This is a genomic window from Acinetobacter sp. GXMZU3951, assembly GCF_054457875.1.
This window is the reverse complement of record NZ_JBTLFO010000009.1, coordinates 98,355-120,884: the sequence shown is the minus strand read 5'-3', so window position 1 is coordinate 120,884 and position 22,530 is coordinate 98,355. Positions and strand designations below refer to the sequence as shown.

Annotated in this window: 21 protein-coding genes; 16 read left to right on the top strand and 5 right to left on the bottom strand. The window is 37.5% G+C overall.

The window, feature by feature from the left end; translation table 11 throughout:
• Positions 1 to 69 precede the first annotated feature (69 nt).
• Positions 70 to 915 (bottom strand): carboxylating nicotinate-nucleotide diphosphorylase, encoded by an 846-nt coding sequence (gene nadC / locus ACX17N_RS13805; protein WP_458893143.1) that lies wholly within the window; start codon positions 913 to 915, stop codon positions 70 to 72.
• 169 nt (positions 916 to 1,084) lie between these two features.
• On the opposite strand from nadC, the gene ampD reads away from it, so the two are divergent.
• The gene (gene ampD, locus ACX17N_RS13800) at positions 1,085 to 1,660 is read left to right on the top strand and encodes a 1,6-anhydro-N-acetylmuramyl-L-alanine amidase AmpD (protein WP_458893142.1); all 576 of its coding nucleotides are present in this window, start codon (positions 1,085 to 1,087) and stop codon (positions 1,658 to 1,660) included.
• Positions 1,661 to 1,744: 84 nt separating this feature from the next.
• Positions 1,745 to 3,295 carry a murein biosynthesis integral membrane protein MurJ gene (gene murJ, locus ACX17N_RS13795; RefSeq protein WP_458893141.1) on the top strand — a complete coding sequence of 517 codons (1,551 nt, stop codon included), beginning with the start codon at positions 1,745 to 1,747 and terminating at the stop codon, positions 3,293 to 3,295.
• A gap of 99 nt (positions 3,296 to 3,394) precedes the next feature.
• On the opposite strand, the gene ACX17N_RS13790 is transcribed toward murJ, so the two are convergent.
• From ACX17N_RS13790 to ACX17N_RS13775, 4 genes are all read right to left on the bottom strand, one after another.
• Entirely contained in the window at positions 3,395 to 4,084 is a 690-nt protein-coding gene (locus ACX17N_RS13790) for an FKBP-type peptidyl-prolyl cis-trans isomerase (RefSeq protein ID WP_458893140.1), read from the bottom strand.
• 172 nt (positions 4,085 to 4,256) lie between these two features.
• On the bottom strand, positions 4,257 to 4,961 hold the full coding sequence (locus ACX17N_RS13785) for an FKBP-type peptidyl-prolyl cis-trans isomerase (RefSeq protein ID WP_458893139.1): 705 nt from the start codon (positions 4,959 to 4,961) through the stop codon (positions 4,257 to 4,259).
• A gap of 189 nt (positions 4,962 to 5,150) precedes the next feature.
• A complete protein-coding gene (locus tag ACX17N_RS13780; protein WP_458893138.1) occupies positions 5,151 to 7,274 on the bottom strand; it encodes a GNVR domain-containing protein in 2,124 nt (707 codons plus the stop codon).
• A gap of 161 nt (positions 7,275 to 7,435) precedes the next feature.
• Complete coding sequence (locus ACX17N_RS13775) at positions 7,436 to 8,539, bottom strand: polysaccharide biosynthesis/export family protein (protein WP_458893137.1); 1,104 nt, start codon at positions 8,537 to 8,539, stop codon at positions 7,436 to 7,438.
• A 208-nt stretch (positions 8,540 to 8,747) separates the two neighbouring features.
• On the opposite strand from ACX17N_RS13775, the gene tviB reads away from it, so the two are divergent.
• From tviB to ACX17N_RS13705, 14 genes are all read left to right on the top strand, one after another.
• Positions 8,748 to 10,022, top strand: coding sequence for a Vi polysaccharide biosynthesis UDP-N-acetylglucosamine C-6 dehydrogenase TviB (tviB, locus tag ACX17N_RS13770; protein ID WP_458893185.1), 1,275 nt, complete (start codon positions 8,748 to 8,750; stop codon positions 10,020 to 10,022).
• Positions 10,023 to 10,047: 25 nt separating this feature from the next.
• Positions 10,048 to 11,106, top strand: coding sequence for a dTDP-glucose 4,6-dehydratase (rfbB, locus tag ACX17N_RS13765; protein WP_458893136.1), 1,059 nt, complete (start codon positions 10,048 to 10,050; stop codon positions 11,104 to 11,106).
• Positions 11,106 to 11,984 carry a glucose-1-phosphate thymidylyltransferase RfbA gene (gene rfbA / locus ACX17N_RS13760; protein WP_458893135.1) on the top strand — a complete coding sequence of 293 codons (879 nt, stop codon included), beginning with the start codon at positions 11,106 to 11,108 and terminating at the stop codon, positions 11,982 to 11,984. Before rfbB ends, rfbA begins: the two co-directional genes overlap by 1 nt.
• Positions 11,977 to 12,384 (top strand): sugar 3,4-ketoisomerase, encoded by a 408-nt coding sequence (locus ACX17N_RS13755; protein ID WP_458893134.1) that lies wholly within the window; start codon positions 11,977 to 11,979, stop codon positions 12,382 to 12,384. The genes rfbA and ACX17N_RS13755 overlap by 8 nt, the downstream gene beginning before the upstream one ends.
• Positions 12,381 to 13,115 (top strand): N-acetyltransferase, encoded by a 735-nt coding sequence (locus tag ACX17N_RS13750; protein WP_458893133.1) that lies wholly within the window; start codon positions 12,381 to 12,383, stop codon positions 13,113 to 13,115. Before ACX17N_RS13755 ends, ACX17N_RS13750 begins: the two co-directional genes overlap by 4 nt.
• Positions 13,115 to 13,534, top strand: a complete 420-nt coding sequence (locus tag ACX17N_RS13745) for a MaoC family dehydratase (protein ID WP_458893132.1) — start codon at positions 13,115 to 13,117, stop codon at positions 13,532 to 13,534. Before ACX17N_RS13750 ends, ACX17N_RS13745 begins: the two co-directional genes overlap by 1 nt.
• Before the next feature lie 10 nt (positions 13,535 to 13,544).
• Complete coding sequence (locus tag ACX17N_RS13740; protein WP_458893131.1) at positions 13,545 to 14,660, top strand: DegT/DnrJ/EryC1/StrS family aminotransferase; 1,116 nt, start codon at positions 13,545 to 13,547, stop codon at positions 14,658 to 14,660.
• Positions 14,657 to 15,865 (top strand): glycosyltransferase family 61 protein, encoded by a 1,209-nt coding sequence (locus ACX17N_RS13735; RefSeq protein ID WP_458893130.1) that lies wholly within the window; start codon positions 14,657 to 14,659, stop codon positions 15,863 to 15,865. Before ACX17N_RS13740 ends, ACX17N_RS13735 begins: the two co-directional genes overlap by 4 nt.
• Entirely contained in the window at positions 15,849 to 17,165 is a 1,317-nt protein-coding gene (locus tag ACX17N_RS13730) for a hypothetical protein (protein WP_458893129.1), read from the top strand. Before ACX17N_RS13735 ends, ACX17N_RS13730 begins: the two co-directional genes overlap by 17 nt.
• Positions 17,165 to 18,766: an aldolase catalytic domain-containing protein gene (locus ACX17N_RS13725; RefSeq protein ID WP_458893184.1), complete on the top strand. Its 1,602-nt coding sequence runs from the start codon at positions 17,165 to 17,167 to the stop codon at positions 18,764 to 18,766. Before ACX17N_RS13730 ends, ACX17N_RS13725 begins: the two co-directional genes overlap by 1 nt.
• Positions 18,763 to 19,458: an acylneuraminate cytidylyltransferase family protein gene (locus ACX17N_RS13720; RefSeq protein WP_458893128.1), complete on the top strand. Its 696-nt coding sequence runs from the start codon at positions 18,763 to 18,765 to the stop codon at positions 19,456 to 19,458. Before ACX17N_RS13725 ends, ACX17N_RS13720 begins: the two co-directional genes overlap by 4 nt.
• Positions 19,455 to 20,141, top strand: a complete 687-nt coding sequence (locus tag ACX17N_RS13715; RefSeq protein WP_458893127.1) for an HAD family hydrolase — start codon at positions 19,455 to 19,457, stop codon at positions 20,139 to 20,141. The genes ACX17N_RS13720 and ACX17N_RS13715 overlap by 4 nt, the downstream gene beginning before the upstream one ends.
• 87 nt (positions 20,142 to 20,228) lie before the next feature.
• Entirely contained in the window at positions 20,229 to 21,665 is a 1,437-nt protein-coding gene (locus ACX17N_RS13710; RefSeq protein ID WP_458893126.1) for a lipopolysaccharide biosynthesis protein, read from the top strand.
• 15 nt (positions 21,666 to 21,680) lie between these two features.
• Complete coding sequence (locus ACX17N_RS13705) at positions 21,681 to 22,520, top strand: glycosyltransferase (protein WP_458893125.1); 840 nt, start codon at positions 21,681 to 21,683, stop codon at positions 22,518 to 22,520.
• Positions 22,521 to 22,530 lie beyond the last annotated feature (10 nt).

The window sequence follows — 22,530 nt, the reverse complement described above, 5'->3', positions numbered from 1 at the left end:
AATCAACTTAATGTGTATAAAAAACAGGCGAGCAAGCTAACTTTTGCTCGCCATTATTCTATGCATAATTTAGTTATTAAAACGCATCGATAAATCAATCGCTTTAACGTCTTTGGTGAGCACACCCATCGAAATATAGTCAACACCCGTGGTGGCAACTTGGCGTAAGTTTTCAATGGTGATATTGCCAGACGCTTCAAGTTTACAACGTCCCGCAACATGTTTGACGGCATCAATCATTTGTTGCTGGCTAAAATTATCCAGCATCACAATATCTGCTTGGGCTTCAAGGGCTTGGTTTAATTCATCCCAAGTTTCCACTTCCACTTCCACAGGCTTGCCAGGTGCAATTTGATGGGCTTTGGCAATGGCTTCGGCAATACCACCTGCAGCCATAATATGATTTTCTTTAATTAAAAAGGCATCAAACAGGCCTAAACGGTGATTTTGACCACCACCTACGGCAACCGCATATTTTTGTGCAATCCGTAAACCCGGGATGGTTTTTCGTGTATCTAAAAGTTTGGTATTTAAACCATCCAGCTGTTTTACATAATCCGCAGTTTTAGTCGCTACGGCAGATAGAGTCTGGATAAAATTCAATGCAGGACGTTCGACGGTCAATAAGCTACGCGCAGAACCCGCGAGTTTTAAGAAGGCTTCATTGGCATGTACCAGGTCACCATCTTGTTTTAACCAGATGACTTCGACGGAAGCATCAAACGCCTGAATGAGGGCATTGACCCAAGGCTGACCGGCTAGAATCATCTCTTCACGGCTAATAATAGTCGCAGTGGCCTGTTCATCTGCTGGGGTTAATAAAGCCGTAATATCCCCATCGCCAATATCTTCTTGGAGTGCTTGTTGAATGTTGATTTGAATTGATTGTTCAAGCAGCGCTGGAGAAATGCTCATAGTCTTTCCGTGTCTTTTTTAACCCATGAAAATTGCGCGTTATCTTAACACTGTTCGCATATAAATAGCGTTGTTCTGTGTAGTTTATTCTGTAGATTTGAGATTTTGCTGCGAAAGTTTTAGCATGATGCCATGATAAACACATCCCCATGATGGATAGGAATGGATTATGCAGCAGGCTCCTTCTTTTCAGGTTGTCGAAGGTCAACTCATCGGTGCGACGCAAATTCCATCGCCTAATTTTAACCTGCGACCCGAGGGGGCGAAGATAGAACTGGTGGTGATTCACAACATCAGTTTGCCACCATCGCAGTTTGGCGGAGGTTATATCCAGCAATTTTTCCAGAACCAGCTCGATGCAACCGTACACCCCTACTTTGAAACCATTCAAGATCTCAAGGTTTCAGCACATTTGTTGATCTTACGGACAGGAGAGGTGCTGCAATTTGTCAACTTAGAGCAGCGGGCTTGGCATGCGGGACGTTCCTCCTATTTAGGACAGCCTGAGTGTAACGACTATTCCATAGGGATTGAACTAGAGGGCAGTGATGATTGTGCTTTTGAAGAAACACAATATCAGGTGCTTGCTCAGGTGTTGCTGAGTTTGCAACTCGCCTATCCAGCTATTCAGCAGCATGTGGCGGGGCATTCCGATATTGCACCGAGGCGTAAAACCGATCCAGGGCCATACTTTGACTGGGTCAAATTCCGAACGTTGCTTCAGCAGATGAAGAACGCAAAATAAAAAGACATTTCCGTTGAGTTTAATCATTTAACAACGATTTTTTTAAACCAGTTTCATTACAATAGCGACTTAATTTTTATTTGGGTGGATGCGATGGCGCTTTGGCGGTCGACCTTTATTGTCAGTGCAATGACCATGTTATCTCGGGTGCTGGGGCTAGTCCGTGATATCGTCTTGCTGAATGTGTTTGGTGCAGGTAAGGATTTCGATACCTTTGTAGTTGCATTCCGAATTCCGAACTTTTTTCGGCGTTTATTTGCCGAAGGGGCATTTTCGCAGGCTTTTATTCCTGTCCTGACCGAATATAAAACCAGTAAGGCGCACGAAGAAGTCCAGATTCTCATCAGTCGGGTCTTTGGTGGCTTATTAACGGTCATGACTTTGCTGACCTTTATTGCCATGATTGCTGCACCTGCCATTTTGTATATCTATGCACCAGGTTTCCACGCCGATCCAGAAAAATTTGATCTCGCGGTCAGCATGTTCCGCCTCACCATACCATATTTGATGTTCATGTCACTGACAGCCTTTGCCAGCAGTATCTTGAATAGTTATGGTTCCTTTTCTACCCCTGCTTTTGCACCAGTATTATTGAATGTCGCGATGATTGCGGGGGCATGGTGGCTCACACCATACATGGCTCAGCCAATTATGGCCTTAGGTTGGTCCGTGGTGGCCGCAGGGGTGTTGCAGCTCGCGATCCAGATTCCCGAACTGTGGCGTAAGAATCTATTGATTCCACCAAAGGTCGACTTTAAGCACGAAGGTGTAGACCGCATCATGAAATTGATGCTCCCAGCCTTATTTGGTGTTTCTGTCACGCAGATTAACTTGTTGTTGAATACCATTTGGGCTTCCTTTATGCAGGATGGCTCCGTGTCTTGGCTATACAGTGCCGAACGCATGACTGAACTCCCTCTAGGATTGATTGGTGTAGCAATTGGCACGGTGATTTTACCGTCTTTGTCGGCTCGCCATGCGGAGCAAGACCAACATAAATTCCGTGGCATGATGGACTGGGCTGCAAAAGTCATTGTATTGGTCGGGCTGCCTGCCAGTATTGCGTTGTTTATGCTGTCGACCCCGATTATTCAGGCCTTGTTCCAGCGCGGTGAATTTACCCTCGAAGATACCCAGATGACGGCATTAGCCCTACAGTGTATGAGTGCGGGCGTGATTTCATTTATGCTGATTAAAGTCTTCGCCCCTGGTTTCTATGCGCAGCAAGATACCAAAACCCCTGTGCGAGTCGGTCTAATGGCGGTTGCAGCGAATGCGATTTTAAACGTGGTATTTATTGGTTTCTTTAAGCTGATTGATTGGCATGCCGAACATATGGCTTTGGCACTTGCATCTTCAGGCTCGGCTTTGGTGAATGCGGGAATGCTGTATTTCTATTTACATAAACGAAAAATTTTCCGTTTTGGTGTGCATTGGCGCAAACTGTTTTTTCAATATGCGATTGCCAATATCGTGATGATTGCAGCATTGGCATACGGTCTAACTTGGTATGATGGTACAGTTTCGCAGTGGATGCGTGTGGCAGAAGTGGCGGCTTTATGTGTCGTCGGTGTGTTGGCGTATTTACTTGGGCTGCTCCTGACAGGTTTTAGACCGCGCGATATTCGCCCATGATGTTGGATAGAGGCACGCGCTAGAGCTTTATTTTGCATTCACAGAAGGCGTAGCATCAAACTTCAGGGGACTGATACGGTATCAGTCCCTGAATTGTTGTTAAGGTAGTACTGCTAATAATTCGACATCAAAAATCAGGGTGCTATTCGGTTCAATAATGTCGCCAGAACCAATTTGTCCATAAGCCAAATTCGCAGGGATAAAGAAGCGATATTTGCTACCTTCTTTCATCAATTGTAAGCCTTCCGTCCAGCCTTGAATCACTTGATTCACTTGGAATTCGGCAGGGTGTTGACGGGCAATGGAACTGTCGAAAACGGTACCATCAATCAAGCGTCCTTCATAGTCCACTTTGACCTTGGAACTGATTTTAGGCGTTTTACCTGTACCCACTTTCAGGACTTGATATTGTAGACCAGAAGCGGTGGTTTGCACGCCAGATTTTGTGGCATTCTCTGCCAGAAAAGCGGCACCAATTTTACTGTTTTCTTCGGCTTTTTTTCTGAGTTCAATGAGTTGTTGCGCTTCAGCCTGTTTTTTATATTGGGTTAAGACCCGCGCCATTTCTTCATCGCTCAGTGTCGCATCTTTACCTTGTGCAGCTTCTCTAAGACCTTGAATAAATGCCTCAAGGTTTAAATCCTTCAAAGAGTCAGCATTGCTGCGTCCCATTAAATAACCAAAACTATAACCGATCTGTTCGGAGCTCGAACTTTTGCTGGTAATTGGTTTTGCATACGCAGTTGCGCTTAAAAAGAGCGCACATGCCAGTGTCATGTGTATTTTCATTAATCTTCCTAACGTATTTTTTTATGGCTATGCTGAAACAACATGTCCTTAATTTCTTTTAGCTGTTGAACAGGCATATCTGCGTCTGACTTTACGTCTTATTTCTAACAGCTTAGTGCAATTGAGGTCTTGTGCAAAGTGAAAAAAGGAGAGCCGAGCTCTCCTTTCATGCTTATTTCACTTTGATGAGTTCAACATCAAAGATCAGGGTGCTGTTTGCCGGGATGGTACCAGGCACACCTTGTTCGCCATAGCCAAGTTTTGCCGGAATGAATAGGGTTGCTTTACCGCCTTCTTTCATGAGCTGCAAACCTTCCGTCCAGCCAGGAATCACTTGATTTAGTGGGAATTCAATGGGTTCGCCACGCTGAATCGAGCTATCGAAGACTTTACCATCGACCAGTTTGCCTGTGTAGTGAACAGTCACGACGGAATTGGCTGCTGGCTGCTTACCTGTACCTTCTTGGGTAATGAGGTATTGCAAGCCAGAAGCGGTCGTTTTGACACCAGGTTTCTTGGCATTTTCAGTCAGGAAGCTATCACTGGCTGTTTGTGTTTGTTGTGCTTGATCCGCTTGTTTTTTCTGCATTTCTTGCTGGAACTGCTGGTAAGCTTGTTGTAATTCTTCTTCTGTATATGCTGGTTGGGTACGCGCATGCCCTTCACGGACGCCTGTGACAAAGCTGTTAATATCGAGTTCAGGCGGTGTTTGATGTGCAACTTCATAACCTAAAGCATAGCTAATTTTTTCAACTGCTGATGCATTTCTAGAAGCTTTTGAGGTTACAGCTTCAGGATGTTGAGTTGCATAGTAAACTGGAACAAGTGCAGCACCGCCTAAAATTACAGCAACAGCGATGGGTAAGGCTTTACTCATGAGATATCCTAGAATGGGGGTTATTCTAATAAAAACTTAATTCCGATATTAGCATGTCTGAATTTAAGCGGAGAATGATTCAGCATGAAAAAAAGTAGATTTTTGTATAAGGATCAAGTGCTTTAAATCACCCCAATATTCAACTAAAAGAAAAAGGCAGTGAATTGTAAATGCACTGCCTTTTTAGAATTAAGACTTGGTCTGATAATGGTGGTTTTTCAATTGATAACTTGGAATCTGATCAAAGATTACACCATTAATCGAATAGCCTGCATTTTCAAAGTAGGATTTCGCTTTTTCAATCTCTTTGAGTTGGGTTTTGCCATATTGAACGAGAGCAAGATTAAAACCAGTGTGTTGTGCAAAATTCAAGCTATCTGAGTTTGCCAAGATAGGTGTAGTATTTAAAATCACATAATCGTATTGAGTTTTAACTTGCTGCATTAACTGAGCAATCTTGTCTTGATATGCCGATAAAGAGATTTCATCGCTGTTCTGACCACGTGCAATTAAACTTAAATTGATATGACTTGTCTGGCTAATGATTTGATCTAATTGAGCTTGACCACGTAAATAATCAGACAAGCCTGTTTGTGTCGTGACATTCAAGCTTTGATCTAACAGTCTGTTAGATAAATCATTATCAATGAGTAGAACTTTTCCGCCAGCTTGACTCAATAAAATCGCCAATTTTTTTACGATTTCACCTTGATTTTGATCTGGAACAATGCTGCTAAGCAACGCGACATTATGCTGTTTTTGTTGTAATTGATAGCGTAAGGTCGGAATGAGTGTCGCAAGAAATTGGAAAGAAGAACCCGTATTTTTACGGTCTAGTGCTAATTCAGCATAGGTTTTAATGCCCGTCGCTTGCTCAATTTCTTCATGATGTTTAACTCCTGTTTTTGACATGCTTTTCAATAAGGCAATCAATACACCAATAAAGCCGCCTACAAAAATTGAGAGGATTAATATAATAAGTTTACGAGGTTTGATCGGTTCAATAGGTTCGACAGGATAGTCTAGAACACGTAAATTACTAGTTTCACCAGCTTTGGCCAAACTTAAGGATTGATAAGTCCCTAATAGATTTGTATATAGTTGAGTCTGAACTTCTACATCACGGTAGTATTTTAAATACTCACTTTGTGTATTTGGTAATTTCTTTAATGAACTGTTTAACTCATTAATTTTTTTATCGAATACTGAGATTTGTGCGTTAATTTCCTGCATCATTGGATGTTCAGATGTATATTGGGCTGCAAGTTGTGCTTGCTTCTGCTCAAGTTGGATTTTCTGTGTTTCTAATTCAACACTTTGTTTGAGATATAATTCTGATTCAGTCTTAATATCAATCGTGCCATGTGTTTCACGGAAAGCATTAAACTTTTGTTCAGCCTGTTCTAAATTTTGTTTCAGTTGCGGTAACTGTTGATCTAAGAATGCTAAGGTTTTTTCTTTCTCAGCAGATTTGATCTCTAAATTTTGATTGAGATAATTTTGCAAAATATTATTGAGCACTTTAATAATATGTTGTTTATCTGCGCCATCGTAGCTTGCACTAATGATTCCTGTTTGCTTTGAAAGTTCAGCTGCTTGAAAGTCACGAAGAATGGTATTTACAGCAGCAAGCATAGATTGCTTTTGAATTATATATTGCCCTTCCAATGGTTGTTTACTTGCTATTGCAATTGCCCAAGGTTGGCTTAATGCTGAGGTTTGGAGCTTTTGATTAAGTGTACCTTTAAACACTTCTTCGCCTGTTTTCTTGTCTATTAGAACAAACTGCTGACCAGAGATTTTTAGGATTAATGTTTTGTTTAGATAGTCCTGTGGTATGTCAAATTGCTGAATAGAAAATTGTTGATTCTTATCATTAACCAATACAGCATTATGTCGGTAATCAGTTTGAAATTCATCAGTAGCAAATTTTTGCAAGAAAGACTGCTTCGGTTGAATTTGAATATCTAAATGTAAATCCTGAATTGTTTTGCTCAAAATTGCGCGAGACTGTAAGACCTCAATTTCTGTTTGTATGGATTGTTGCCCGCCACCTAAATTAATACCAGCCAAGCTACTCAGAGAAGAGAGTTGAGAATTTAAACCAGCCAATCCATTTGAATTACTATCAATCACTTGAATTTTGGCATCAACAGAATAAACTTTTTTTGCAATGTTGAGGTAAATACCAGCACAAATTAAAGCAAATAAAGTACAGGCAAGAATGATTTTCCACTGTACCAGTAAGGTGAAAAATAATTCTTTCAGATCAATTGTATCTTCAGCAAGTTGTGTATTTGTATTTGGGTTCATAAGTAAACAACTGATTAACTTCTTCAATGTAATAATCGATCAGATTCAACAGTCTGACGATTGATGCCTTTTTAAAAACACAATAGATATATCTCTTTTTCAGAAATCTGATTTTTGCGAACAAGCAATCACATATTCCTAAGAGTCATATTATAAATTCGTTAATTCCCTAAACGATCGATACTATATAAAGCATTCGAGAACGGTAAAATTTGAGTAATGACACGTTGCCAACGTGCTAGACCTGTAGCATCTACATAAACTATATCGTTGCTTCTCATTTTGAACTGATTGGCTAAACCAAAATCTCCCAAACTGAGTAAGTTCATATGATAAAGTTCGGTCTGTTTACTATCAGGTTCACTACGTAAAACATAGATTCGACTAGCACTTGCCGTGTTGGCATTTAAGCCTAGACTTTCACCTAAGACATCGCTTAAAGACATACCCTGATCACGCATCATTAGAGATTGATTTTTTCCAGACTCACCCATGATATAAATTTTTTGGTTCTCTTTAGAATTTACATATAGAGTATCGTTAGGCTGAATCAATAGATTATGCAGTGAATAGCCTGATTTTTCTAATTCAATACTATTAAGATGATAGGTACGGCCCTGTCGTACTAGAGTAATGGATGTGTTGTCACCGTACTGAGTATTAACACCGCCAGCTAAACCAAGCGCTGTATAGATGCTGACGGGTTGATCACTCAAAAAGAATTGACCACCCTGCATGACATTACCTTGTACAGAGTAGCGTTGACCTTGATAGGACAAAACGCGGGCAATTACATCAGGTGTTTTTAAATATCGTGAAAGTTGACTACGAAGTTCTTGATTGACTTGCGTAAGTGGTTTTCCTGCAGCTTTGTATCGACCTATGATTGGAAATTGAATATATCCATTTTGATCAATTTGAAAGCCATTCGCCTGTGCAGAAAAATTATTGCTAGCAGAGTTAACAGGTGGTGTGATTTCAGGATATGCCCACAAATAAATAGAGAGAATATCTCCTGGACTAAGTTTGTAACTTTGCTGCGTATGGTGGAATAAATTAGAAATACTTTTTATATCAGTAGTTTGATTTTGTTTTAAATGCTGTAGCGAATTTTGATTGAGTTGTATCACATTGACTGAACTTCCGAGCTCGGTATGATAGATACCTTGTTCTGGAATATCATATGTTTGTAGGCCTGGCGCTAAAGCACAACCAATTGTGCTGAGTGTGAACCCCAAAAGGCCAATATATTGTAAAAATTTCACTCTTAACCCTATTATAAAATTATGTCAATCTTTGGATGAGATTGAGTGTATCTATTCAAAATTTAGTTAACTATAACAAATTGTATAATTTATTTATACGCATTTACGTTAAGATAAAATGGATTTCTGTTATATTAGCCGATAGCCAATAAAATGGCATTTTATTTATTCCAAAGTCAATGAGCACAGGCGTCAAGGCAAACACATGTTGCAAAAATCTGAATTAAAAATTGCCATTATTGGACTGGGTTATGTCGGTTTGCCGCTGGCAGTAGAATTTGGGAAGCAGGTCCCTGTTATTGGCTTTGATATCTATCAAAAACGCATTGATGAATTAAACAATGGTCAAGACCATACTTTAGAGGTTTCGCCTCAAGAACTACAAGCAGCGACGCAACTTTTTTACACCGCAGACTTGCAAGATTTACAGCACTGTAATTTTTTTATTGTGACGGTACCTACGCCAATTGATGATTTTAAGCAACCTGATTTAACACCATTAATTAAAGCATCTGAAAGTATTGCTAAAGTCTTAAAGCGAGGTGATATCGTAGTTTACGAGTCAACGGTGTATCCTGGTGCAACCGAAGAAGTCTGTATTCCTGTATTAGAGTGTATTTCTGGTCTAAAATTTAACCAAGATTTCTTTGCAGGTTATAGCCCTGAGCGTATTAATCCTGGCGATAAGTTACATCGCGTCACCAATATTTTAAAAATCACTTCTGGCTCTACGCCAGAAACTGCTGAATACGTTGATCAAGTTTATAACTTAATTGTTGAGGCAGGTACACATAAAGCACCGAGTATTAAAGTCGCTGAGGCTGCGAAAGTCATTGAAAACACGCAACGTGATGTCAATATTGCGCTGATTAATGAGTTAGCACTGATTTTCAATAAATTAGACATTGATACAGAAGATGTACTTAAAGCAGCGGGAACCAAGTGGAATTTTTTACCATTCCGTCCAGGCTTAGTAGGCGGACATTGTATAGGGGTCGATCCTTACTATTTAACCCATAAAGCACAATCAATTGGATTGCATCCAGAGATTATTCTTGCGGCTCGCCGATTAAATGACCGAATGGGGGAATATGTAGCAACTCAACTCATTAAAGAAATGGTGAAGCAGCGTATACAGGTTGTAGGCTCTAAAATATTAGTGATGGGTCTTAGCTTTAAAGAAAATTGCCCAGACATTCGTAATAGTAAAATTATTGATATGGTGGATGCTTTAAAAGAATATGATCTTGATTTAGATATTTATGACCCATGGGTTGATGTATTGGAGGCTGAATTAGAATATGGTTTTGCACCTATAACAGCACTTGAGTCAGATAAATATGATGCGATTGTCTTAGCTGTAGCTCATGAGCAATTTAAAAATATGACAATCGAGCAATTTAAGGAACTGGGTAAAGAAAAGCATGTTTTATATGACTTAAAATATGTGCTAGATAAAGCTCAGAGTGATATTCGCTTATAATTGAAGAAAAAGTGATCGGGAAATAATGAGAATTTTAGTTACAGGTGGTGCTGGTTTTATTGGTTCTGCTGTTATTCGTTACATTATTGGAAATACAAATAATGAAGTCTTAAATGTAGATAAATTAACCTATGCAGGGAATCTCGAGTCTTTGGTTGATGTTGAACACAATCCAAGATATCAATTTGAAAAAATTGATATCTGTAATCAAGCCGCATTAGAGAAAATCTTCGAGCAATTTAAGCCTGATGTGGTTATGCATTTAGCTGCTGAGTCTCATGTAGACCGTTCCATTGATGGCCCTGCTGCATTTATTCAAACCAATATTGTTGGAACTTATACTTTATTAGAAGCTGCCCGAAAGTACTGGATGAGTCTTGGCATAGAAGCACAACAAAACTTTCGCTTTCATCATATTTCGACAGATGAAGTGTATGGGGATTTAGAAGGAACAACTGATTTATTTACTGAAACCACATCTTATGCACCAAGCTCACCGTATTCTGCAAGCAAGGCGAGTTCTGATCATTTAGTTCGCGCATGGCATCGCACGTATGGTTTACCAACAATTGTGACAAATTGTTCAAATAATTACGGTCCTTACCATTTTCCAGAAAAACTCATTCCTTTGGTAATCTTAAATGCTTTAGATGGTAAAGCATTACCCATTTACGGCACAGGCAATCAAATCCGAGACTGGTTATTTGTTGAAGATCATGCCAGAGCACTCTATCAGGTTGTCACTGAAGGTACTGTAGGTGAAACTTACAATATTGGTGGACATAACGAAAAACAAAATATTGAAGTTGTAAAAACGATTTGCAAGATTTTGGATGAAATAAAGCCACAGCTCAATGGGCAAAAGTATGAGGCACTGATTACTTTTGTCAAAGATCGACCTGGACACGATGTGCGTTATGCCATAGATGCAGCAAAAATTGAAAAAGAATTAGGCTGGAAGCCTAAAGAAACTTTTGAAACAGGTATTCGTAAAACCGTTGAATGGTATTTAAATAATTTAGATTGGTGTCGCCGCGTTCAAGACGGTAGTTATCAACGTGAAAGATTAGGTGTAGGTGCATAATGACCATAACAACAAAAGGTATTATTTTAGCGGGTGGTTCGGGTACACGCTTATATCCAATTACCAAGGGTGTTTCTAAACAGCTTTTACCTATCTACGATAAACCCATGATTTATTATCCTCTTTCTGTGCTTATGCTGGCCGGAATTCAGGATGTACTTATTATTACAACACCAGAAGATAAAGAGAGTTTTGAGCGGTTATTAGGGAATGGCTCGCAGTTTGGGATTCGTTTACAATATGCGATTCAACCTAGCCCCGATGGTTTAGCGCAGGCATTTATTATTGGTGAAGAATTCATTGGTGATAGTAATGTTTGTTTGGTGCTAGGGGATAATATTTTCTATGGTCAAGGCTTTACGCCAATGTTAAAACAGGCGGTTGCCCGTGCAAAAGGTGCAACAGTATTTGGTTATCAAGTGAAAGACCCTGAGCGTTTTGGTGTGGTTGAGTTTGATGAGCAGAAACGAGCAATTTCACTAGAAGAAAAGCCTAAACATCCTAAGTCTCATTTTGCGGTAACGGGGCTGTACTTCTATGACAATGAAGTGATTCAAATTGCCAAACAAGTTAAGCCTTCTGAACGAGGTGAATTAGAAATTACTACAGTGAACCAAATGTATTTGGATCGTGGTGATTTAAATGTAGAGCTTTTGGGGCGAGGCTTTGCATGGCTAGATACTGGTACACATGCGAGTTTATTAGAAGCGGCACAATTTGTAGAAACTTTAGAAAAACGCCAAGGTTATAAGGTTGCATGTCTAGAAGAAATTGCCTTTAATAATGGTTGGCTAAGCAAAGAGCAAGTTTTAGCAATTGGTCAAAGTATGAGTAAAAATGACTATGGTCAATATTTGATTTCTTTGGTAAATGAATAAAATGAGTTTAGTAAAGTTAATTGATCTGCCGAACTTTGGCGATGACCGTGGTGGGTTAGTGGCTATTGAATCCAATCAGTCCATTCCTTTTGCCGTTAAGCGGTTATATTATATTTTTAATACAGTAGATAAGCCTCGTGGTTTTCATGCACATATAGATTTAAAACAAGTGGCGATTTGTTTAAAAGGAAGTTGTCGATTTATTTTGGATGATGGTCATAAGAAAGACGAAGTTATTTTAGACAATCCAACTCAAGGGTTGGTGATTGAGGGCTTGGTTTGGCGGGAAATGCATAATTTTTCGGAGGACTGTGTTCTACTTGTTTTAGCAAGTGAACATTTTGATGAATCTGATTATATTCGTGATTATCAAGAATTTTTAAATAAGGTAATAAAATGAAAATTCATCCTACAGCAATAATTTCACCTAAAGCAAAAATTGGTAATAATGTAGAAATTGGCCCCTCCACTATTGTGTATGACAATGTCATTATAGGGGACAACTCAATAGTTGGCGCATTTTGTGAACTTGGTGTTGCCAACCATCTATCTAAAGGTGAACCTCTTGTGATTGGTGCAAGCGCTAATATTCGATCACATAGTATTTTTTATGAAGGTTCATACTTTGGTGAGGGCTTGACTACGGGGCATCGAGTCACTGTGAGGGAGTTAGTTAAAGCTGGGAAAAACTTACAAATAGGTACACTTTCTGATTTGCAAGGGCACTGCGAAATTGGAGACTATGTTCGTTTCCATAGTAATGTGCATATTGGTCAAAAAAGTAAAATTGGAAATTTTGTCTGGATTTTTCCTTACGTGGTTCTTACAAATGACCCACATCCGCCTAGTGACACGCTAATAGGTGTAACTGTTGGGGATTATGCTGTAATCGCAACAATGTCTGTAATTCTACCAGGTACAATCGTTGCTGAAGGGGTTTTAGTTGGTGCTCACTCTTCACTAAAGGGCCAGACAGAGGCAAATATGGTTTATGTAGGCTCACCAGCAAAGAAAATCTGTACAACTTCTAAAATAAAGCTACAGGATAGTAAAGAGGATGCATATCCTTGGCGAAAACATTTTCATCGTGGTTATCCTACTGAAATTGTTAAAGAATGGGTTTCTGAATAATGCAAATCAAAAATTCATTTACAATCACAGAAATTCAAGTTGGTATGACAGCATCATATTCTCAAACAATAACAGATGCAGATATCAAGGCATTCTCAGGATTATCGGGTGATCATAATCCTGTGCATGTCAATGAAGAGTATGCGAGAAATTCAAGATATAAAGGTCGCATAGCGCATGGCTTATTAACGGCGAGTTTTTTTTCTGCAATTTTTGGGACAAGACTTCCTGGAGAGGGTTGTGTTTATGTCGGTCAGAATTTGCAATTCAAAAGGCCTGTTTATTTAGGGGATACAGTGGAGGCAAAAGTAACAGTTGTAGCTGTGAATATCTCTACGAAACGAGTCATTTTCGAAACAGTATGCTCAGTCAGTGGAAAAGTTGTAACGATAGGTACAGCAGAAATATTTATTCCTTAGGTGTTTTTTAATGATTACTTTTTTAGATCTTCAAGCAATAAATGCTCAATATCGTGCTGAACTTGTAGATGCTTGTAATCGTGTTATTGATTCAGGCTGGTATATTGGTGGTAAAGAGTTAGAAATTTTTGAGAATAACTTTGCTGAATATTGTGGTACACAGTTTGCCATAGGGGTTGCAAATGGCTTAGATGCACTGATTCTTACACTACGTGCATGGAAAGAATTAGGTAAGCTTCAGGAGGGTGATGAAGTAATAGTTCCATCTAATACTTATATTGCAAGTATTTTAGCGATTACAGCCAACAACTTAACGCCTATATTGGTTGAGCCTGATAGTAATACTTATAATATTGATCCTGCAAAAATTCAACAAGCAATCACAGCTAAAACCCGCGTCATTTTACCTGTGCATTTATATGGGCAACTTGCAGATATGCCAAAAATTATGCAAATTGCTAAACAGCACAGCTTATTGGTTTTAGAGGATTCAGCTCAAAGCCATGGTGCACAATTACAAGAGAAAAAAGCAGGAAGCTGGGGTGATGCTTCAGGTTTTAGTTTCTATCCTGGGAAAAATTTAGGTGCATTGGGTGATGCTGGGGCTATTACAACGAATGATGCTGAGTTGGCACAAACGTTGAAGGCCTTGCGTAACTATGGATCGCACGAGAAATATAAAAACTTATTCGTGGGGGTCAATAGCCGATTGGATGAAATCCAAGCCGCCATGCTGGATATTAAGCTCAAATATTTAGATCAAGAAACTCAGCATAGACGTCAAATTGCGAGTTTATATTTAAATGGAATCAAAAACCCTCTAATTCAACTTCCACTGAATAATATTAATGCAGAAACTTACATGCAACATGTTTGGCATTTATTTGTAATTCGTACTAGTCAACGTGAAGCACTACAAAAGCATCTAAACAAGCAGGGTATACAAACGCTCATTCATTACCCGATACCACCGCATAAGCAACAAGCATATAAGGAATGGAATGACCAAAGCTATCCATTAACTGAAGTCATGCATCAAGAGGTGTTGAGTTTACCACTTAGCCCTGTAATGTCTGAAAAAGAGGCTAAGGTGGTAATCGATGCTATTAATGGTTTTAAAAAATGACAACATTTAAATACCAAATGGGTGTTAAATTATTACGTTTTAAAATCACACGTTGGGCAATAAATCTTATTCTAAAGCGAGATTTTATATATATTCGGTTTAAGGGAATTGAAGAATGTAACTTCCTTCTTAAATTGAAAGAAAAGGAAATATCTCTGCAGAAGACACCCAATTATGGAGAAGGTAGCTTAGAGTTAGCTACTAAAACTCCAGAGGTGCGACTTTATAAATTTACTAATTGTTATATGAATATTGAGTCATCCTCTATTTATAGTGAGGATGGAGCCTTTATAGAGCTTTTTCAGGGTATTGATCAGCAACAGGCACGCTATAATGCAGGTCATCTTATTTGGCATGATACCGAAAGAGCATTGTTTGAAGTAAAAGTAGATACTTTAGTAGGCAAAAAAGTTTTATTTTTAGGTGGAAATGGTTCATTTAATTATTTTCATTGGTTAATTGAAATATTGCCAAAATTATTACTTTTAGATAAATATCTTATTGAAAAATATAGTATTGAAGCAATAGTGGTCAATCAAGTGGTAAAAGAAATACCTAATTATAAAAAAGTATTGGAAATAGTCAATGCTGAGCTAAAGTTGCCTCTAATATATTTGGAGCAAAAAACATCGTATAAGTTTAGTGAAGTCTATTATATAACTACATTTAATAATGTTCTATTTAATTCTGTGAATAATATACCTAGAATTGAGTATGGATATTTTTCTATTAGTATTCTTAAGAAGCTGAGAAATCTAGTATTAAGTAAGAATGTTACGCCTAGAATTGAGTGTGAAAATAAATATCCTAAAAAAATATTTTTGCTTAGGGGCGAGGTTAGTAACTTTAATAAGAGATTTTATAATGAGTCAGAAGTAGCAGCCTTTTTTATTAAAAAAGGGTTTGTATGTGTCAAGCCAGAAAAGTATGATTTTTTAGAGCAGGTTTGCTTGTTTTCGCGAGCTTCTTATATTGTAGGACCTAGTGGAGCTTTTTGGTCAAATTTAATATTTTGTAAAGAAAATACTAAATGTATTAGTTGGCTTACTGGGTTGCATAAGGATTTCTCTGTTTACTCTACAATTGCTGATCTTTTTAAGATTGATATGAAATTTTTAACAGCCAATATGCTAACTTCAGAGATGCATGGGTCATATCATGTTGATATAAAAGAGATTGAAGAATTATATGCACAATATGAATAATATGCTTAGCAAGCTGAAACGGTATATTTTGTTTAGGCTAAGAAAAATAAGTTTTATCTCACAGTTAGAGAAAAAACTTATTTTCTATAGAATGAGGAGAGTTCATCAACAGCTTTTACAACAAATAAAAGGCAAAGAAAAAATAAAAGTAGTTTTTTTGACTATTCATAAGAGCATTTGGAAAGTAGATCCAGTATTTCAAAAAATGCTTATTGATCCTTTTTTTGAGCCAGTAATCCTTGTGTGTCCCTATATACTTCATGGGGAAGAGCGCATGTGGCAGGATATGAAAGAATGCTACGAGTATTTTAAAGAAAAAGGTTATCCTCTACTTTCTTCTTATGATAAAGAGGAAGAATGTTGGATAAAAATAAGTGAATTAAACCCAGATATTGTTTTTTTTACGAATCCGCATAACTTAACACGCAAAGAATATTACGAAGATGTATATTTGAATTATTTGAGTTGTTATGTGCCTTATTATTCTGATGTTGCCTCCGATTATGATTTAAATAGTTCATATAATCAATTGTTCCATAATGTTGTTTGGAAGCATTTTATTGGGGATGAATATGCTAAAAAACGTGCTTTAAACGTATTATCCAACAAAGGGGCTAATCTTTTTGTTACAGGAAGCCCTGTGCTTGAAGAGTTAGCTGTGGGGGGGAGGATAGAGCCGAATAGGATATGGAGACAACAGTTATTACCTAAAAAGCGTGTTATTTACGCACCTCATCAATCGATATTTAAAGATGAGAATATTAATCTTTCTACATTTTTAGAAGTAGGAGAGCTAATAAAAAATTTTGCAGAAAAATATCAAAGTCAAATTCAATGGTCTTTTAAACCTCACACTCTACTTAAGACAAAGTTATATAAGCATCCTGATTGGGGTAAAGAAAAAACAGATAAATATTACGATTTTTGGAAATTTAGTGAGTTTACTCAATTAGATGAAGGAGGCTATGTTGACCTCTTTAATACAAGCGATGCCATTATACACGATTGTGGAAGTTTTATTTTAGACTATTTGTTTACAGGGAAACCATGTGCATATCTTGAGTTAAATCCAACAGTTCAATTAAAAGCTATAAACGATTATGGTATTGAACTGTTAAATTGTTATGTACGATTACATGATGAAAATGAAATCGAGCACTTTTTGTGTAATTTAATTTCTGAAAACTTATATCCAAATAAAAGTTATGAAAAATTTATAATCGAACATGTAAACGAATTTTATAAACTATCCTCACCTTCAGCAAATATAATCAATCATTTAAAACAGGAACTAATGTGATGTTTCTTGACTGTACCTTACGCGATGGCGGCTACTACAACTCTTGGAATTTTAAGGAAAATTTAATCAACGAATACCTGCAAGCTATGCAAGCTGCAGGCGTAGATTGTGTGGAATTAGGTTTGCGCTCGTTAATAAATAAAGGTTTTAAGGGGGCTTGTGCTTATACTACCGATGCTTTTGTACGTAGTTTACAAATTCCTGAGGACTTAAAACTAGGAGTGATGATTAATGCAGTGGAATTAGTTGGTGAAAAACCTTTGGTCGATGTTTTAAAAGTTCTGTTTCCAGAAAGTGCAGATACTTCCCCCATTAGTTTGGTACGTATTGCTTCGCATGTACATGAATTTAAAAAGGCATTACCTGCTGTTCATTGGCTAAGAGAGCGTGGATTTAAGGTGGGTTTTAATCTAATGCAGATTGCGGATCGAAGTGAAGATGAAATTAAAGCTTTGGCTAGAGAGGCAGCAGCGTATCCTATTGACGTACTTTATTTCGCAGATTCTATGGGGAGTATGAGCCCAGACCAAACAGCACAAATTATTGGTTGGTTACGTTTATATTGGCAAGGTGCTTTAGGTATACATACACATGATAACCTTGGACTCGCATTATCTAACACTTTGCGTGCTTTGCAAGAGGGTGTTACTTGGGTTGATGCTACTGTAACAGGGATGGGGCGTGGCCCTGGTAATGCACGTACTGAAGAATTAGCTATAGAGATGGCGGTAAAACGTGACAAAAAGATTAATTTGATCCCCCTGATGTCACTCATTAACCAGCATTTTAAACCTATGCAACAGGAATATGGATGGGGAACAAATCCATATTATTATCTTGCAGGTAAATATGCTATTCATCCTACTTATATTCAGAAAATGTTAAGTGACTCTCGATTTAGTGAGGAAGATGTGTTAGCTGTAATCGAATATTTACGTTGCGAAGGTGGTAAACAGTTCAACCTGAATACTTTGGATGCCGCTCGCCATTTCTATCAAGGTGAACCTAAAGGTGCGTGGCAGCCTAAAGAAGAGTTTTCAGGAAAAGATGTATTATTGCTTGGTACTGGTCCAGGCGTAGCTTTACATAAAAATGCAATAGAACAATATATTCGAGTTCATGAGCCGATTGTTTTGGCGCTTAACACTCAGCAGGCAATTGCTCCTGAATTAATTACTTATCGTGTTGCTTGCCATCCAGTTCGATTGTTAGCAGATTGTGAAGCTCATACCAAGTTACCACAGCCGCTAATAACACCTTATTCAATGTTGCCAAAAGATGTGCAGTCAGCCTTGGCAGATAAGCAGATTTTGAATTTTGGGATTAATGTAGAAACAGACACTTTTTCTTTTGATAATACACATTGTACTACACCAGCTTTATTGGTTATGGCTTATGCTTTTGCAGTGTGTGCAAGTGGTAATGCGAGAAGAATACTCCTAGCCGGTTTTGATGGTTATGAGGGGGTTGATGCAAGAAATGAAGAAATGAATTCTATTGTCAAAACATTTTCTTTAGCTAAAGGGAGTATTCCATTACAGGCTGTAACACCTTCGCAATATGACGTTGAAAAAATTAGTATATATGGAGAAATTAAGTGATCAAAGAGACGGTTACTTGCTTTTTGCCTTGTAGGAAAGGTAGCGAAAGAGTTCCTAGGAAGAATATAAAACCATTTGTACAGTACTCACATGGCTTGATTGAGGTGAAATTAAACCAATTAATTGCATGTCCAAGTATCGATGAAATTATTCTTTCAACAAATGATGATGAAATTATTCAGTATGCAGAAAGTTTATCGCATCCTAAGATTCACTTACATAACAGAATCGAAGAGCTGTCTTCAAGTCAGACGAGTACTGATAGCTTGGTCGCTCATGCAGCTGATTTAATCCCTAAAGGTCATATTTTATGGACTCATGTAACTTCACCATTTATAAATGCGCAGAAATATGAAGATATAATTTCTAGATATTTTAATTGCTTAGAGGAAGGGTATGATTCATTGATGACCACTTCTTTACTGCATACATTTTTATGGCAAGACAGTAAACCATTAAATTATGACCGTACTCTTGAAAAATGGCCGAGAACTCAAACTTTAGATCCAATACATGAGGTAAATAGTGGCGTTTTTTTAGCGTCAACTAATGTATACAAAGAGCAAAATGACAGAATAGGAGAAAGGCCTTATTTGTTTACATTAGATAAATTGGTTAGTCAGGATGTCGATTGGCCAGAAGATTTTATTATTGCTGAAGCTCTAGTAGAGAAAGGTTTAGTTTCTTTATGATCCATTTAGCTTTATACAAAACTCTAGTCTTTGATTGTGACGGCGTTATTCTGAACTCCAACAAAGTAAAAACTGAAGCTTTTTATTGTGCTGCATTGCCTTATGGTGAGCTAGCTGCACAGGCATTAGTAGATTATCATATTACACATGGTGGCATATCACGTTACAAAAAATTTTCATTTTTTCTTGAAGACTTAGTACCTAAATATGCTGAAGGTATTCATGGTCCAGACTTAGAAGAACTCTTAGAAAGCTACGCAAATTTAGTAAAAGAAGGTTTGCTGAATTGCGAAGTGGCAAAAGATTTAATAGAGCTGCGGCGAGTATTACCAGAAACCAATTGGCTAATAGTATCAGGAGGTGATCAGGCTGAACTGTGCCAAGTGTTTGCTGAACGTGGTTTAGAAGGGCTGTTTAATGGGGGGATTTTTGGCAGTCCTGATACAAAAGATGAAATTCTTACTCGTGAACTTTCAAACGGTAATATACAAACACCGGCGTTATTCCTCGGTGACAGTAAATATGACCATCAAGCAGCAATCATCGCAGGATTGGATTTTGTGTTTTTGTATAATTGGACGGATGTGAAGGATTGGAGAGAATGGCAAACACAGGAGGAGTTTTTTTTCTCCGAAAATATTACTAAATTATTCAGAACTATTCAGGAAAATAATAAGCTGTAATTATGGAAAATTGATTAATATTACTGTAAATCGATCTAAATAAGCTAGTTCCAGTGCTACTAAGCGCTCAAGGTATGTTAAGTTTCTATGTCACTCAAACAAAAAGCTTTATATGGTTTCACTTGGAGTCTTGTTGATAAATTAGTTAATCAGCTAGGCTACTTAGCTGTAACTGTATATCTAGCTCGACTGATTGGTCCAGAAAATTTTGGGCTTATTGGCATGCTTACAATTTTTATGTTACTAGCAGAAAGTGTTATCAGTGGTGGCTTTTCTGCGGCCTTAGTGCAGCGGAGCCATCAACTAACCGTAGCGGATGAGAATACAGTTTTTTATATTAATATAGCTTGGGGCATTGCAATGTATGCAGTGCTTTATTTTATTGCTCCAATAATTGCAGACTTTTATAAAGAGCCTAAGCTTACTGATATTTCTCGGGTACTTTTTGTGCTTATGATTATCAATTCTTTTGCTGTAGTGGTGCGTGCGAAGTTAACAATAAATATAGATTTTAAGAGCCAAACGATCGCAAGTACAATAGCTACTTTATTCTCATCAGTGCTAGGTGTTTATCTTGCATTAACGGGATATAGCTATTGGGCGCTGGTATGGATGCTTGTACTAAAAGCAGTATTGAGTACCATTTTTCTTTGGTTGTTTTGTCGCTGGTTGCCGCAATTTATATTTAGTATTGAGTCATTCAGGCGCTTATTTAAGTTTGGTTCAAATTTAATGATCGCAGGATTTGTGGCGACGTTTGTAAACAACCTTTATATTGCACTTATAGGGCGTTATTTTAATGCTACGCAAGTAGGTTATTTCACCCAAGCAAATAATCTAAGTAATAACCTATACCAGATGCTTTCCGCTACTTTGCAAGGGGTTACGTATCCTATATTAACCTCTCTGAAAGAAGAAAGAGAGCGGCTAGTTAGTATGTACAAACAGTTGATATCTATTACCATGTTAGTAGCTCTTCCTTTATTAGTAGGCTTAGCAGCGATATCTCATGAGGTTGTTTTACTGTTTTTAGGTGAGGATTGGCTTCCAGTAGCTCCTGTGCTAAGCATCCTTTGTTTTGCACGTGCTATTACACCCATTAGTGCTATTAATCTGAATATATTGAATGCGATAGGTAGGTCAGATTTATTTTTAAAGGTAGATTTATCTAAACTTCCTATGACTGTCGCTGCCCTATTGATATCTGTGCCATATGGCATTGAGGCTGTGGCTTGGGCTATGGTGAGTACTTCGGTTATTGCTTTTTTTATTAATGCTTATATGCCTGGTAAGTTCTTTGGTTTTGGTGGTTGGTCACAACTTAAAGCTGCAGCTAAATATATTGTTGCGGCTGCAATTATGTATGTTGCCGTGAGTTGGTTAAAGTTAGATGGGAGTCTTTGGTTGGAATTAATTGCCAAGATTTTGCTAGGATTCCTTCTTTACCCTCTATTGCTTGTTATAATGCGTGATCAGTTTGTAATGCAATATGTAAATTTACTTATTAGTAAAGCAAGAGTTTAACGGTAAAATATAATTATGAATATCAATACATTAGTATCAGTTGTTATACCTTGTTATAACCATGAAAATTTTGTACAAGATAGTATTCAGAGCGTGATCGATCAAACTTATGAGAACATTGAATTAATTGTTATTGACGATGGTTCAAAGGATGGCTCAGTAGAAAAAATTCAAGAGATGCTCCCTGCTTGCAAAGAAAGGTTTATTCGATTTGAGTTCCGACATAGGCCTAATAAAGGTTTAAGTGCAACTTTGAATGAGGCAATAGAATGGTGTCAAGGTGAGTATATATCATCAATTGCTTCTGATGATATTTTATTAACTGATAAGTTAGAAAAGCAAATATTTCTTATGGAAAAGAATAATTCTTGCAAAGGTGTCTTTGGAAATATGATTTTGATTGATGATGAAAATAAAGAATATGATTTTGACTTTAAAAAAGGAAAGAAATTTTTTTTTAAAGATTTATTTAAGTATAGTGAGTATTTGGCTGCACCAACACAAATTCTTAGGCTTAGTGATATAAAGCGTGTTGGAGGGTACAATGAAAAATTTATTATAGAAGATTGGTATATATATTTAAAAATAATAGAAAATGATGGCTATTTCTTACGAACAGAAGATTTTTTTACTAAATATAGATCACATGCTGATAATTTATCTAAAAAAAGAGAGTTAATGGTGATCGGTAAGTTGCAAATAGCAGATCATTTTAGACAATATGGAAAGGATGCAGATAGATTGATTATGGAAATATATGCATTTGCATTCTTAAAAATATTAATATCAAATCCTTTATTAATGTTGAAAATTTTTGTTGAAAAATTTTTTAGAAGATTAAGAAGATATCTATGATACCTAAAAC

Coding starts and splice junctions, on each gene's coding strand:
- nadC (WP_458893143.1), bottom strand. CDS start 915: ATGAGCATTTCTCCAGCGCTGCTTGAACAATCAATTCAAATCAACATT.
- ampD (WP_458893142.1), top strand. CDS start 1,085: ATGCAGCAGGCTCCTTCTTTTCAGGTTGTCGAAGGTCAACTCATCGGT.
- ACX17N_RS13790 (WP_458893140.1), bottom strand. CDS start 4,084: ATGAAAATACACATGACACTGGCATGTGCGCTCTTTTTAAGCGCAACT.
- ACX17N_RS13785 (WP_458893139.1), bottom strand. CDS start 4,961: ATGAGTAAAGCCTTACCCATCGCTGTTGCTGTAATTTTAGGCGGTGCT.
- ACX17N_RS13780 (WP_458893138.1), bottom strand. CDS start 7,274: ATGAACCCAAATACAAATACACAACTTGCTGAAGATACAATTGATCTG.
- rfbB (WP_458893136.1), top strand. CDS start 10,048: ATGAGAATTTTAGTTACAGGTGGTGCTGGTTTTATTGGTTCTGCTGTT.
- rfbA (WP_458893135.1), top strand. CDS start 11,106: ATGACCATAACAACAAAAGGTATTATTTTAGCGGGTGGTTCGGGTACA.
- ACX17N_RS13755 (WP_458893134.1), top strand. CDS start 11,977: ATGAATAAAATGAGTTTAGTAAAGTTAATTGATCTGCCGAACTTTGGC.
- ACX17N_RS13750 (WP_458893133.1), top strand. CDS start 12,381: ATGAAAATTCATCCTACAGCAATAATTTCACCTAAAGCAAAAATTGGT.
- ACX17N_RS13745 (WP_458893132.1), top strand. CDS start 13,115: ATGCAAATCAAAAATTCATTTACAATCACAGAAATTCAAGTTGGTATG.
- ACX17N_RS13740 (WP_458893131.1), top strand. CDS start 13,545: ATGATTACTTTTTTAGATCTTCAAGCAATAAATGCTCAATATCGTGCT.
- ACX17N_RS13735 (WP_458893130.1), top strand. CDS start 14,657: ATGACAACATTTAAATACCAAATGGGTGTTAAATTATTACGTTTTAAA.
- ACX17N_RS13730 (WP_458893129.1), top strand. CDS start 15,849: ATGCACAATATGAATAATATGCTTAGCAAGCTGAAACGGTATATTTTG.
- ACX17N_RS13725 (WP_458893184.1), top strand. CDS start 17,165: ATGTTTCTTGACTGTACCTTACGCGATGGCGGCTACTACAACTCTTGG.
- ACX17N_RS13715 (WP_458893127.1), top strand. CDS start 19,455: ATGATCCATTTAGCTTTATACAAAACTCTAGTCTTTGATTGTGACGGC.
- ACX17N_RS13710 (WP_458893126.1), top strand. CDS start 20,229: ATGTCACTCAAACAAAAAGCTTTATATGGTTTCACTTGGAGTCTTGTT.
- ACX17N_RS13705 (WP_458893125.1), top strand. CDS start 21,681: ATGAATATCAATACATTAGTATCAGTTGTTATACCTTGTTATAACCAT.